At 62.0% G+C, this 13749-nt stretch carries 11 protein-coding genes; 8 read left to right on the top strand and 3 right to left on the bottom strand.

From position 1 onward, the window contains the following. The first annotated feature begins 125 nt into the window (after positions 1-125). On the top strand, positions 126-1421 hold the full coding sequence (locus tag AACX78_RS04355) for a ferredoxin reductase family protein (protein ID WP_159165483.1): 1296 nt from the start codon (positions 126-128) through the stop codon (positions 1419-1421). On the opposite strand, the gene AACX78_RS04350 is transcribed toward AACX78_RS04355, so the two are convergent. Further along, positions 1404-4553, bottom strand: coding sequence for a S41 family peptidase (locus AACX78_RS04350; RefSeq protein WP_159165482.1), 3150 nt, complete (start codon positions 4551-4553; stop codon positions 1404-1406). The two genes, AACX78_RS04355 and AACX78_RS04350, sit on opposite strands and share 18 nt — an antisense overlap. Before the next feature lie 264 nt (positions 4554-4817). Here AACX78_RS04350 and AACX78_RS04345 point away from each other — a divergent pair, with 264 nt between their 5' ends. The 7 genes from AACX78_RS04345 to AACX78_RS04315 all read left to right on the top strand — a co-directional run bounded on the left by AACX78_RS04345 (position 4818) and on the right by AACX78_RS04315 (position 11560). After that, a complete protein-coding gene (locus tag AACX78_RS04345) occupies positions 4818-5294 on the top strand; it encodes a L,D-transpeptidase family protein (protein WP_201302778.1) in 477 nt (158 codons plus the stop codon). 136 nt (positions 5295-5430) lie between these two features. Beyond that, positions 5431-6150, top strand: coding sequence for an AzlC family ABC transporter permease (locus AACX78_RS04340; RefSeq protein WP_159165480.1), 720 nt, complete (start codon positions 5431-5433; stop codon positions 6148-6150). Between the two features lie 2 nt (positions 6151-6152). Next, on the top strand, positions 6153-6494 hold the full coding sequence (locus AACX78_RS04335) for an AzlD domain-containing protein (protein WP_125597591.1): 342 nt from the start codon (positions 6153-6155) through the stop codon (positions 6492-6494). A gap of 116 nt (positions 6495-6610) precedes the next feature. Further along, on the top strand, positions 6611-8137 hold the full coding sequence (locus AACX78_RS04330; protein ID WP_159165479.1) for a YjjI family glycine radical enzyme: 1527 nt from the start codon (positions 6611-6613) through the stop codon (positions 8135-8137). Continuing rightward, on the top strand, positions 8127-9047 hold the full coding sequence (locus AACX78_RS04325; RefSeq protein WP_159165478.1) for a YjjW family glycine radical enzyme activase: 921 nt from the start codon (positions 8127-8129) through the stop codon (positions 9045-9047). The genes AACX78_RS04330 and AACX78_RS04325 overlap by 11 nt, the downstream gene beginning before the upstream one ends. A 199-nt stretch (positions 9048-9246) precedes the next feature. Next, positions 9247-9570, top strand: a complete 324-nt coding sequence (locus tag AACX78_RS04320; RefSeq protein WP_005313662.1) for a DUF1820 family protein — start codon at positions 9247-9249, stop codon at positions 9568-9570. A 328-nt stretch (positions 9571-9898) separates the two neighbouring features. Then, on the top strand, positions 9899-11560 hold the full coding sequence (locus AACX78_RS04315) for a cation:proton antiporter (RefSeq protein WP_159165477.1): 1662 nt from the start codon (positions 9899-9901) through the stop codon (positions 11558-11560). On the opposite strand, the gene AACX78_RS04310 is transcribed toward AACX78_RS04315, so the two are convergent. Then, positions 11529-12494 (bottom strand): LysR family transcriptional regulator, encoded by a 966-nt coding sequence (locus AACX78_RS04310; protein ID WP_059111761.1) that lies wholly within the window; start codon positions 12492-12494, stop codon positions 11529-11531. The two genes, AACX78_RS04315 and AACX78_RS04310, sit on opposite strands and share 32 nt — an antisense overlap. A 58-nt stretch (positions 12495-12552) precedes the next feature. Continuing rightward, the gene (locus AACX78_RS04305; protein ID WP_058394907.1) at positions 12553-13749 is read right to left on the bottom strand and encodes an amino acid aminotransferase; all 1197 of its coding nucleotides are present in this window, start codon (positions 13747-13749) and stop codon (positions 12553-12555) included.

Genomic DNA, 13749 nt, shown 5'->3' with positions numbered 1-13749 from the left:
ACCAAGTCGCCGGTGGCTGGCAAAGTCTTGTCATGGCACAGGCGTGTAATGGGATCAGGATACCGGCGTGGCCATTGGGCGAGTCGGGTGAGCAATGCATGACATGACGGGACAAGGAGCAACAAATGGTGACCAAGCGGGCGTTATGGCTGCTGCCGGTGCTGGCGGCACTGATCTGGTGGGCGGGATATGCAGGGGATGCCAACGGCGTCTGGCCCTGGCGCCATGAGATGCTGTTGCTGACCGGCCTGCTGGGGCTGGGCTACATGGCGCTGACCCTGTTGCTGGCGCTGCGCTTGCCGAGGCTGGAAGTCTGGTGTGGCGGGCTGGATCGCATGTTGCGGCTCCATCGTCACAGCGCCATGGCCGCGACCCTGGCCCTGACCAGTCACTGGCTGCTGGTGGAAGCACCCAAGTGGGCGGTGACAGCCGGCTGGTTGACCCGGCCTGCCCGCCGGGGGGCTGGCGGCGGGGCGGGAGCAGGGGCTGGCAATGGCCTATCCCTGCATGCCCTTGGCAATACACTGGGGGAGTGGAGCTTCTATCTGCTGATAGCCCTGGTGGTGGTGAGCCTGTTGTCGCTGGTGAGCTATGGCCGCTTTCGGGTGATCCACCGTCTGGCGCCGCTCATCTATCTGGCGGGGTGGGTACACGGTCTCTGCCTGTTGCCTCAGGTTGGCCTGCTGACACCGGTGGGGCTCGGGATCTCGCTGCTGGGCGGCGCAGGGGCTGTGGCGGCGGTTTACTCCCTGCTGGGCTTGACCGGTCAGCGGGATCGCCATCAGGGCCGCATAGTGGCGCTGCGTACCCTGGCGGACAGTACCCGTGAATTCACCTTGCAGCTGGAGACGCCGCTGTCGCACTACAGACCAGGCCAGTTTGCCTTCTTCGAGTTTGATGCCAAGGAGGGGCCGCACCCCTTTACCCTGGTGCGGGTGTCGCCCGACAAGCGTCAGCTGGTGATTGCGGTGCGGGCGTTGGGGGATCATACCCGCCAACTGGTCGAGGCGGCCCGGGTCGACGGCCCAGTGACAGTGACGGGGCCTTATGGCGCCTTTGTCTGTCCCACCCGGCAGGGGCAGTCGCTCTGGCTTGGCGCCGGGATCGGCATTACCCCTTTTGTCGCCTGGCTGGAAGGGCTGGTGGCCCGTGGTGAACGGGGGGAGGGGATCACCTTGATCCAGTGTGCGCCGGACTTGGCCGGCGCCGTCTATCACCAGCGATTGGCCGAGTTGTGTCAGCGTACCGGGGTCCGTTATCGGCTGCATCTGGACAAGGAAGCGGGGCGGCTGGATTTGGCCGGCCTTGCACAGGGCAAGCCCGGTGACGTCTGGTTCTGCGGGCCGGAAGGAATGGCAGACGCCCTGACCCGGCTGTTGCCGGGCGGGCGCCTGCATCGCGAGCTATTTCGCTTTCGTTGACAGCTGGGCGAGGGCAGCCTCGACGGCTGCCTCCAGCTGGGGATCTCGTCCGCTTATCATGTCGGCTGGTGTGAGCGCGACCTGCAGATCCGGGATCAGCTCCTGATTTTCGTAGAAGCTGCCATCCGGGTTGCGCAGCCCCAGGGTCGGGATGCCGTAGGCGAGTCCGGGGATCAGTCTGGAGTCATGGGCATAGACCATGGTGCCCGTGCCCGGGACTGGCTCACCTATGATGGGGCCGACCTTGAGGGTGCGGTAGTACTGGGGGAAGGCCGAGCCTTCCGAGTAGCTGCCTGCATTGGCCAGCACCACAGAGGGCTTGGTCCACTGGCGGGTGGCGGCGTCTGTCTCCCCCTTGCCGTGGCGTGGCCAGCTGCGCGCCATCCCCTTGTCACTGCCGCTGCCGGTCAGGAACTCCACCAGGGTATTGGCCAGATAGCCCCCCTTGTTGAAGCGCACGTCCACGATCAGCGCCTCGCGGTTGCGCTGACGGCCGAGGGCATCGGCGACCATCTCCTCATACACGGCGCTGTTCATCTCCGGCAGATAGACGTAGCCGACCCGACCCTGACTCAACTGCGCCACCCGGGCGCGGCGCTTGGCGACCCAGCCATCCAGTTGCAACTTGTACTCCTGCTGCAAATCCATGGCGGTGACGTCGAGCTGCACCGGCGCCTTGCTCCCCTTGGGCAGCAGTGTGAGGGCCAGCCGCTGATCGGCCTGGTGGTTGAGCTGGGCATCCAGGGCGTTCAGGTCAGGGATCTCGGTGCCATTGATGGCCAGCAGACGGGCTCCCGGTGTCAGGTCTGTCTCCTGTTCCAGCGGGCCGCCGGCCAGCAGGGCGACCAGTTCAACCCCCGTCTTGCCATCTTGCCAGTAGCCGCCGAGGCTGGCGGTGTTGTCGGGCATTCGCGGGGATGACGCCGGACCCACTCCCCAGGTGTGGGAAACGTTCAGTTCACCGGCCAGCTCCGCCAGCAGATGACCGAAGTCCCTGCCATTGTTGATCCCGGCCAGTTGGCGGCGATAGGCTGCCACATAGCCATCCCAATCCACGCCGTTCATGTCGGCACGATAAAACTCGTCGCGGGTGAGCCGGGTTATCTGGTCATAGGCGGCGGTCATGAGCGCCAGCGAGCTTCCGGTCTGCAGCAGGTCGAAAGGGTGTGACCTTGCCTCGCCTGAACCTGTGTCTATCAGGGTCACTTCTCCTTCCCGCACCAGGGTGGCCAGGCTGGCATCCTGGTTGAGGCTGACCTGCGCCGGGCTGGGCTGGCCGTCAAACAGCACCCGGGTCTCGCCCTTGCGCAGATCCTGGGCGTAGCCCTTGATCTCGCTCTCGCCGTTGGTGTCACTCTCTTCCACCAGCGAGATAAGGTGATCATCGACGATGCGGCTGGCGAGGATGAGGCCTGGGGGCTGCAGTTGCAGCGCCTCTCTGTGTGCCAACCGGTCGGATTCGAAGCCGTAACCCGCTTTGGGGGGCGTCTGCTCGGCGATGAAGTCGCTCTTGGCTGCGCGGCTGCTGTAGAGGCCGAGCAGGCTGCCGCCAAGCGGCTCCCCATCGGCACCCAGAACCCCGTATTTGGTGGATTGCCAGTAGAGGATGCCGCCATCCTGGCTCCAGGCAGGACTCATATCCCGATAGCCGTTGAGGCTGACATTGATCGGCTCGGCTTTGGGGTCCGCGATGTCGATGACGGCGATCTCCTGCTGGGCCGAGTCAGGCTGTATGGTCAGCGCCAGATGACGGGAATCGGGGGCGAAGGCGAGCTCCACTGTGTGGCGGGAGGGGTTGAACTCGGCGGCGACCAGCGGTCGCTGTTTGCCGCTGGCGAGATCCAGCAGGTGGACGGCCTGACCATCCACCACGAAGGCGAGCTGCTTGCCATCGGGGGAGAGGGTCGGCTTGCTGATGGCTGCATCCGGCATGGCCAGCAGCTTCTGTTCCGTGAGGGTGCCGGGATCGCTGAACAAGCCATCCGGCTGCGCCTTGTTCAGGCGATAGAGGGCGGCCGGGCCATCCTGCTCCGAGAGATAAATGAGCCCCTTCTCTTTGTCCGCATACAGGGGGGATGACTGCTCGCTGGAATGACGGGTGAGCTGGCGCACTCGCTCGCGGCGGGTATCGATGGCATACAAGTTACCCTGGCTCACCAGTATCACCTCGTCACCATCCTGGCGGGCGAGGGCCTCGTTGATGGGGCCTGGCATCCAGCTCCTCTCGGCGGGCGCGTTGGCAAAGAGTGGCTGTATGGCCAGCTTGCGCGGTGTCTTGCTGCCCGCATCGAGACGGTACAGTTCCCCTTGCCAGGACCAGACCAGATCCCCTTGGCGGGAGGCGGAGAGGCCGCGCACAGGGTGACCCTGATAGTGGGTGAGTTGACGATCCTGACCGCTGGCCAGGTCCCGCCGCCAGACGTTGAAATCGCCGCTGCGCTCGCTCAGGTAATAGAGTGCCTCACCCTTGTCATCCCAGACGGGATCGCTGGCGGCGACCCTGTCTTCGGTCAGCTGGTGATGGGCTTTGCCATCGAACAGCCAGAGGCGGGAGACGGCAAACGAGTGCTGATGTTTGCGAAACGGCTGATCCATGCCCGGCATCTGATAGGCCAGTTGTTTGCCATGGGGGCGAGCCAGGGTGGCGGGCAGAGGTTGTGCCGGCGTCAGGGTGCCGCCACCGACCGGGGTCCAGTAGAGGGCGCTGGCTTGGAATCCTTCCGCCACGAAGTGATCCGATTCGGGCGTGGTCAGTCGCTGGCTGCTCAGCAGCAACTGCTTGCCATCGGCGCTGAATGCCTGGGGTAGATCGGGGCGGGAGTCACGGGTCAATCTCACCATCTCGCCCCCTGCGCTCGGCACCACGAACACATCTTCGTTGCCATATAAGTTGGCGGCGAAGGCGATCTGCTTGCCATCCGGTGACCAGAGCGGGCGCTGGCTCAGGTAGTCGCTGTCGGTGAGCGGCATGGCGAGTCCGCCATCCCCTGCGCTCAGGTAGACTCGGCCCTGCCAGGTGAACGCAAGTTGCTTGCCATCGGGGGAGAGCGCAGGCTCGCGCAGCCAGAGCGGTTCGGCCGCCTGCAAGGGGGAGCAGATCAGCAGGATCAGCAGGGAGAGTCGGCATCGCATGGTGGAAGTTTCCAAGTAGGTGAAAAAGCGCCTTATCTTCCCCCAATCGCCCGGGGGGCTCTATCCCGATATAGGGGGGATATCCCCTTGTTTTGGCTGTTAATTGTAACAATTTATAAAATATGGCACGGGATATGTTTCTCTGAATATATTGAGTATTGATGGCGATCCCATATGATGGCGCTCGCCTGCCCCACGGGGTGGTGCCATTCAGATGATTTGGTAACAAGAAAAGCCCTAACCAGAGGCTTGTCGAGGGATGGAATGAGAGCCGTATTACTGTGTTTGCTGGGGCTGTGGCCCGCCTTGAGTTTTGCCACCTTGTCTGCCGACATGGTGGTGGTAAAGAAGTCTTCCTACAGCCTGATCCTGATGAAGGATGGCAAGGAGATCAAACGCTACTGGGTTGCCCTGGGGCCGGCCCCAAAGGGACACAAGCAGCGTGAAGGGGATCAGCGTACGCCGGAAGGGCGTTATATCCTCGACTACAAGAAGAGCAATTCCGGCTTCTATAAGGCGATTCATATCAATTATCCGAATCTGGATGATATCAAGCGCGCCAATGAGCTGGGGGTGAGCCCGGGTGGCATGATCATGATCCACGGTCAGCGTAACAGCATGGGTAACCGCAGAGTACAACCATCCAACTGGACCAATGGTTGTATCGCTGTACTCAACCATGAGATGGACGAGATCTGGAACGCGATTGAACCCGGTACTCCCATCATCATCCAGCCCTGATTGCCTCTCTGTGCGCCCCCTTCATGGGGGCGCACTGCATTTCTGAACCCTTGCAGTATCCGTTTTAGTCCTTGGTCTGCGGCCTGGTGTCGTGCTAGTTTTTCCCGCTCGCCGTGGATGCAACAAGGATGACCCCATGCCGTCAGCAACGAGTGCCCTTCCCGCCGGTGCCGAGAGCGCCCGTACGCTCTGGTGGCGCGCCACCCTCGATATTTTGCCGCTCTCCATCTCGGTGATCCCCTGGGGGATACTGTGCGGCGCCCTGGCATTGCAGGTGGGGCTGAGCCCGCTACAGGCCCAATGCATGTCCCTGCTGGTCTATGCCGGTGCCGCCCAGCTTTCGGCTACCACACTGTTCGGGGCGGGTACGCCCCTGCTGCCCATCATGGGGTCCACCTTCGTCATCACCTCCCAGCATCTGCTCTATGGCTTTACCTTCCGTCGCGATGTCTTGCCGCTCTCCCTGCGCTGGCGTGCCAGTCTGGCGTTCTTTCTGACTGACGAGATGTTTGCGGTGGCGCTCAAGGACAGGGAGCGCAGCGGCCGCTTCGATCCCGGCTATGCCCTGATCGCGGGCTTCGTGTTCTACCTGTTCTGGAATCTGGCGACCCTGCTCGGTATCGCCGCCGGTCAGTACATAGACGGCCTGGATCAGATGGGGCTGGACTTTGCCATCGCCGCCACCTTCATCGCCATGACCATACCCGCCATGAAGAACCTGCCCATGGTGGCGGCGACCCTGGTGAGCGGCGGCACTGCGCTGCTCACCAAGCCGCTGCTGGCGGAGGTCTACATCATCATATCGGCGCTGGCCGGCATGGTGGTGGGCTATGTGCTGCACCGGATGAGGAGATGACAATGAGCTGGCTGATGATAGGCCTGCTGGCCCTGATCACCTTTTTCAACCGCTTCGCCTTCTTCTCGCGGCTGACCCGTTATCAACCCGGCGCCGAGATGGGGGCCTTCCTCAGCTTTTCGGCCCAGTCGGTGCTGACCGCCATCTGGTTGCCCATCGTCTTCAGCTATGAGCCGGGCAAGGGGCTGGACTGGGATCCGGACTACCTGGCCGCTACTCTGCTGGTGACGGCATTGACCCTGCTGCGGCTGCCGACCCTGCTGGTGGTCGTGGTGGGCATGGGGGGCTTCTTCCTGCTGCGCTGGCAGGGGGGCATGACCGCCCTCTTGCCCTGGCTGGGGTAGGTCCGTGATCTGGCATGGTGGATGTCCTTTATGGATATCCGCCATGTTGTGAATGTCACTTCAAAAAACACCTCTCAAGTGTGAGGATTTAGGGACTATCCGCCAAGGAGCTCCCCATGTCTTTCACCGAAACCTGTCAGCGCATAGTGCGCGATTCCCTGCTCTCGCCCGCTCAGAAGAACCATGCCCTGGCGCTGGCCGCCGAAAATGCGCTGCCTTACCCAGAGTTGCCACCGGCGGTCGCCGAGGCGCTGACGCAGGGTTTTCTCTGTGACATGTTCGAGGGACATGCTCCCTACAAGCCGCGCTACGTGCTGCCGGATTATGCAAAGTTCCTGAGTCAGGGATCCGCCTGGCTGGAGCTGGCGCCCCCCAAGGATTTTGACGAGGCGCTCGATGCCTTGCGCATCCTCTACCACCATGTGCCCTCCGTCACCGGCATGCCGGTCTGGCTGGGGCGCCTCGATCATCTGCTGCTGCCCTTTGTGGGTGAGCTGGATGACGAAACCCTCCATCGCAAGCTGAAAGGGTTCTGGATCTACCTGGATCGGGTCCTGCCGGACGCCTTTATGCACGTCAACATAGGCCCCGATGACAACCGTCTCTGCCGCCTGATCCTGCGCATCGACGGCGAGCTCAAGCAGGTGGCGCCGAACCTGACCCTGTTCCACGATCCGGCGCAGACTCCGGATAACCTGCTGATGCTGGCGGTGCAGAACATAGCCAGCTGCAGCAAGCCGCACATCGCCAACTATCCGCTCCATAGCAACACCTTCGACCAGCGTGGCTTTGGCATCGTCAGCTGCTACAACGCTCTGCCCCAGGCCGGTGGCGCCAATACCCTGGTGCGACTCTCCCTCAAGCGGGTGGCCGAGCAGGCCCACGGCATAGACGACTTCATGGGCTGTCTGCTGCCCCACTACTGCCGCCTCGCCTCTCAGTTGATCGGCGCGCGCGCCGCCTTCCTCCATCAGGAGTCCGGCTTCTTCGACAGCTTTTTGGTGCAGGAGGGCTTGATCGACGAAGACCGCTTCGTACCCATGTTCGGCATCTATGGCATGGCGGAGGCGGTCAATTTGCTGATGGACAAGGAGAATCTGCCCGAGCGCTACGGACATGACGAGGAGGCCAACCAGCTTGGCTATCGCATCTCGGCCCAGCTCTCCCGCCATGTGACCGAGATGCCACAGGTACACGCCTGGGGCGGTCGCGCCCTGCTCCACTCTCAGGGCGGGCTCAGCGTGGATCGCGATGTGACCCCCGGGGTGCGCATCCCTTACGGTCAGGAGCCGGATCCCGCCAGCCATGTGCTGGCCCTGGCACCGCACCACGGTTTCTATCACTCCGGGATCAGCGAGATCCTGACCCTGGATCCCACCATACGCCAGAACCCGCAGGCGCTGCTGCAGCTCTGCAAGGGGGCCCTCGCCATCGGCATGCGCGAGTTTACCGCCAACGTGGCGGACAGCGATCTGGTACGGGTGACCGGCTACATGATCCGCAAGAGCGACGTGGCCCGTTTCGCGACCGAAGGGTCGCGGCTGCAGACCACCTGTCTCGGTGCCGAGGCGAGTGAACTGACGGCCATTCGTCAGCGAGCGCCGAGAGTGGTTGGCCGTGAGGCGACCCTGTGTGACTACTGAATGTGGCAAGGAAAGGAGGGAGCCAACGGAGCGGACCGCAACGGTCAGCCGCTGGCTGCCCTTCTCCTGTGTGGACGGGCCGGGCAATCGGCTGGTGCTCTTCCTGCAGGGGTGCAACTTTCGCTGCCCCGGCTGTCATAACCCTTACACCATGGGGTTGTGCGATCACTGCGGTGACTGCGTGGCAACTTGTCCGAGCGGTGCCCTGACGCTCGTCGAGGGCCGTCCTGGCGAGAGAAGAGTGCGTTGGCAGGCGGCGCTCTGCACCGATTGCGATCGCTGCATCGACGGCTGCCCGCGCCATGCCAGCCCCAAGACCAGCCAGATGTCGGTTGCCGAGGTGCTGGCCCTGCTGCGCCGCTACGGCCCGCTGCTCATCGGCATTACCGTCTCCGGCGGCGAGGCCACTACCCAGCTGCCGTTCGTGATTGCCCTGTTCACGGCCATCAAGGCAGCGCCGGATCTGGCTCACCTCACTTGCCTGCTCGACAGCAACGGATCCCTTGGCGAAATGGGCTGGCAGCGGCTGCTGCCGGTACTGGACGGCGCCATGATAGACCTCAAGGGGTGGCGTGACTCGGTGCACCACTCACTCACAGGTGTTGGCCGCGAGCGGGTGCTGGCCTCGCTGCGCCTGCTGGCGAGTCATGGCAAGCTGGCCGAGCTGCGGCTGCTCCACGTGCCGGGACGCAGCGATTTTCTGGATGCCGACGGCAAGCTGGAGGCAGCGCTTGTCCTCTTCTTGCAGAGTCTGGGGCCAGTGCCCATCCGCCTCAACGGCTTTCGTCAGCATGGTGTGCGCGGAGTGGCGACGAGCTGGCCCGAGGCGGGCAGAGATGAGCTGACCCGCCTTGCCAGGGCGGTGAGCGACAGGGGACTTGGACCCGTTTCCCTGCCGGCCATTATCTGACCCTGTGTTTGCAGGCTAATTAACTGATCGCAAAGCAATTTGATGGGATGCTTTTGCCAGCACCCTGCTCTGATGTTGAGTCTGGTGGCGGCTTTTTTGCAGTCTGAGTCTGAAGATGACGTAACTGTGATTGCTGTCTATTTGAGCTCTGCGAGGGGGCGGCTAGAATGGGGCATTCGCCCACAATCAACAGACGAACATGAGTGAATCCAACGCCTTATACCGAGTGCAGTTCATTTGCCACAGCGAGCGTTATGAAGTCTATGTCAGGGAAGTGAGTCAGGGTCAGCTGTTCGGCTTTATCGAGATCGCTCACTTCGTGTGGGATAACCATACGGCATTGATCGTCGATCCCAGCCACGAGAAATTGAAGAGTGAATTTGCCGACGTCGACCGCACCATGATCCCCATGCACCATGTATTGCGGGTCGATCAGGTGCGCAAACAGGGTGCCGCCCGCATCACTGAGCTGGGCAACAACATCGCGCCCTTCCCCAACCCCATCTATACCAGGAAGCCCTGAATCGGCAGTGAGGCTGACCGGTGCCTTCGTCTGTTTATCGTCAAAAACCTGCCGATTTGCCGGGCTTGGCCAGCTAGGTGGCGTAGTGTTAATGGGTATACCTTTACCGGTAGTGGGAGCCGAGCTCCTCTGGTTGAGTTTCGGGCCTGTTTGATACGATTGATGGTGTGGCTGTTTTTTTCATCATAGGCCCTCAATGCCACGGGTATTGCACCGGTGTGACGCTATGCCTCCTCTTTTGCGTGATGTACCTGAGCACTGAGTGGGGAAAATGCCCTGGCGCCATACGTGGGGCGGACGGTTTGCATCTCGATGGGAGTGACCGACTATGCACCAGATGTTTGCAGATTTTGCCCTCTTGCTGCTGTTGTCGGCCTTGGCGGGCGGGGTTGCCCTCTGGTTGCGCCAGCCAGTCCTCATTGCCTACATAGTGGTGGGTATAGTGGTGGGGCCTGCTGTGCTTGGCCTGGTATCGGCCCATGACTCAGTGGCCCGCGACCAGATAGATCTGCTGGCTCAGATAGGGGTGGCCGTGCTGCTCTTCGTGGTAGGGCTCAAGCTTGATCTGCAACATGTGCGTCATCTTGGCCCTGTGGCCCTGGCAACCGGGCTGGGGCAGCTCTGTTTCACCATAGTGATCGGTTTTGGGTTGATCCTGCTGTTGGGCAAACCGCCACTGGAGGCGCTCTATGTGGCGGTGGCACTCACCTTCTCCAGTACCATCATCATCGTCAAATTGCTCTCGGACAAACGGGAGCTGGACTCGTTGCACGGCCGGATCGCGGTCGGTTTTCTGATCGTGCAGGATTTGGCCGTGGTGTTGGCCATGATGGCAATGAGTACCATGCGGGCAGAGAGCGGCAGCTGGGATCAGGTTGCGCTGTCATTGTTGCTCCGGCTCATGGTGGCAGCGCTGGCCATCTTTGTACTGATGCGCTACCTGCTGCCCTATCTGGTGCGGCGTATGGCCCGTTCCCAGGAGTTGCTGCTGATTTTTGCCATCGCCTGGGGCACCGGCTTGGCGGCGCTCGGGGAGTGGGCCGGTTTTTCCAAAGAAGCCGGGGCATTTCTGGCCGGTTTTACTCTGGCTTCCAACCCCTATCGGGATGCCATCAATGCGAGACTGACCGGGATCCGTGACTTCTTGCTGCTGTTTTTCTTTATCGATCTCGGGGCCAAGCTCGACTTCTCCACCCTTGGTGATGAGTTGCTGCCCGCCATACTGTTGTCGCTCTTTGTGCTGATAGGCAACCCTCTGATAGTGATGGTCATCATGGGCTATATGGGGTATCGCAGGCGCACTGGTTTCATGGCGGGGCTCACTGTGGCCCAGATCAGCGAATTCTCCATCATCTTTGTTGCCATGGGCATCTCCCTCGGGCATGTGGGGGGCGGAGCACTCGGCTTGACGACCCTGGTGGGCCTCATCACCATCGCCCTCTCCACCTACATGATCCTCAATGCCCAGTGGCTGTTTGAGCGGCTATCTCCCCTGCTGGGATGGGTCGAACGCACCCATCCCTATCGTGAACAACATGAACAGCACAATGAGATGCCGACGCCTGCGGTGGATCTGCTGGTGGTAGGGCTGGGGCGCTATGGTGAACATCTGCTCAAAGGGTTGCAGCAAGAGGGCGTCAACGTGATGGGGGTCGATTTCGATCCCGAGCAGGTGGATCGGCTGCGCAAGGAGGGGTGGCCAGTCCGTTATGGAGATGCCTGCGATGCCGGTTATCTCGATACCCTGCCGCTATCAGCCATTCGCGGCGTGGTGAGCACCCTGCCGGATCTGCACTCCACCATGAACTTGCTTCACTCCCTGCGGGAACACCACTATCAGGGGCAGGTGACTCTGGTGGCTCGTCATGAACAGGATGGTTGCCTGCTCGAACTGACGGGAGGAACCCATGTGATCTATCCCCACCGGGATGCGGTGCAGTTTGCCATTGGCGATCTGATCAGCCGGCTGGGAAAGGCGCCGGGTCGCTGAACCCGCTGCCAGACAGGGGACGTGCCAGAGCCAACAGTTGCTGGCGCAGCCCGCGATGGGCCGGATCTTCCCCGGCTGGGCCATACCACACCAGACTGTGGCTGATGGCGCCATAGTCGAAGGGGACAGGGCGGATGACCAGTGGATAATGGGCTGCCATCTGCTCTGCCCATCCCCCCAGAGCGGTCAGTATCAGGTCACTTCCCGCCAGCAGAGCAGCACCAGTACCAAAGTCCGGCACCATGGCACCAAGACGCCGCTGCACCTGTTGTTGAGTCAGCATCTGCTCGAAGAAGGGGCTGGCCAGATCCTGATCCCGGATGGCGATATGGCGCCAGCTCAGGTAGGCATCCAGATCCCAGGGTTTGTCGAGCGCAGGATGACCGGCCCGTAGCAGGCAAACCAGCTGATCGTCGCACAGTTTTTCCCACATCAGTGTGCTCTGGTGCTGCACTGGTTGGCTTTGGTCATGGGGCAGTATCACCAGATCGAGCTTGCCCTGAGCAAGGGCTGCCAGTCCCTGTTCATCCTTGTTCCAGATCTCGGGTATCAGGCCTGGCACTGCCCTCATCAGCTCGCCGAGCAAGGGGCCCATGGGCCAGATCATGCTGCTCTCCCGTAAACCCAGTCGAAATCGCCCCTGCCATTGGCTGGGCTCGAACTGTACCTGACTGGTGAGATTGTTCAGCTCGCTCAGCAGTCGGTGCAGGGTAGGGCCGAGTCGCTCGGCAAAGGGGGTCAGCAACAGCTGGTTGCCCTGGCGGTAGAGCAGCTGATCGCCGAGCAGATCCCGTAACTGGTTGAGGGTCTTGCTGACGGTGGAGGGGGTGGTGCAGAGCCGCTCGGCCGTGCGGGTGACGCTCTGGCTGTCGAGCAGCAGATGCAGGGTGACCAGATGACGGCCTCCCAGCCTGGACAGTGCAATCAGATCCATGACAGCTCCACAACATAGGGACAAACAAAAAGCCCCGCTTGAGCGGGGCTTGCACGGGTTAGCCCTTGAGCACGGCGGCCATGGCGTCGGCCACATAGTCGACGTTGCGGCTGTTGAGGCCCGCCACGCACATGCGACCGGAGCGCACCAGATAGACGGCGAACTCTTCGCGCAGGCGGTCAACCTGTTCCGGCGTGAAGCCGGTGTAGCTGAACATGCCGCGCTGGCTGATGAAGTAGCCAAAATCACGGCCAGGCACCTTGGCGCTCAGCACCTCGAACAGCTTCTGGCGCATGGCCTTGATGCGGATGCGCATCTCGCTCACCTCATCGACCCAGAGGGCGTGCAGGCTGGCATCGTTCATCACGGCCGCTGTGATCTGGCCGCCGTGGGTGGGGGGGCTGGAGTAGTTGCGACGTACTGTCGCCTTCATCTGGCCCAGCACCCGGCCCGCCTCTTCGGCATCTTTGCAGATGACCGACAGGCCGCCACAGCGTTCGCCGTAGAAGGAGAGGTTCTTGGAAAACGAGTTGCTGACGAAGAAGCTGACGCCGGCGGCCACCATGGCACGGATGGCGTAGGCATCCTCTTCCAGACCATCACCGAAGCCCTGATAGGCGATGTCCATAAAGGGAATTAGCCCCTTATCCACCACGAGCGCGATCACCTTGTCCCACTGGGCAGAGGAGAGATCCACGCCGGTCGGGTTGTGACAGCAGGGGTGGAGCAGCACGATGCTTTTCGCTGGCAGCTGGCTCAGGCAGTCGATCATGGCATCAAACTGGACGCCGCCGGTGGCTGCGTCGTAGTAGGGGTAGTCGTGCACCTGGATGCCGGCACCCTCGAACATGGCCTTGTGGTTGTCCCAGGTCGGATTGCTGACCCACACCTCTGAGGTCGGGAAGTAGCGCTTGAGCAGGTCGGCCCCGATCTTGAGCGCGCCGGAGCCGCCTATGGTCTGGATGGTGGCGATGCGGCCGGCCTTGACCGCTTCATGGTCGGCACCAAACAGCAGGTGCTGCACCGCGGTGCGGTAGTTGGCGGCACCCTCCATCGGTTGATAGGGGCGCGGAGCTGGTGCAGCGGCGCGCCGGGCTTCAGCCTGTTGCACGGACGCCAGCAGCGGGATGCGGCCCTGCTCATCGTAATAGAGGCCGATCCCCAGATTCACCTTTTGCTCACGGGTGTCTTTGTGGAAGGTCTCGACCAGGGTCAGTATGGGGTCGCCAGCGTAGGCATCGACGTGTTCAAACAT

This window comes from Aeromonas sp. 9A (assembly GCF_963900955.1).
Classification (GTDB): Bacteria; Pseudomonadota; Gammaproteobacteria; order Enterobacterales; family Aeromonadaceae; genus Aeromonas; species Aeromonas salmonicida.
Note: the sequence above shows the minus strand (reverse complement) of the source record. Positions and strands in the feature narration are given on the sequence as shown.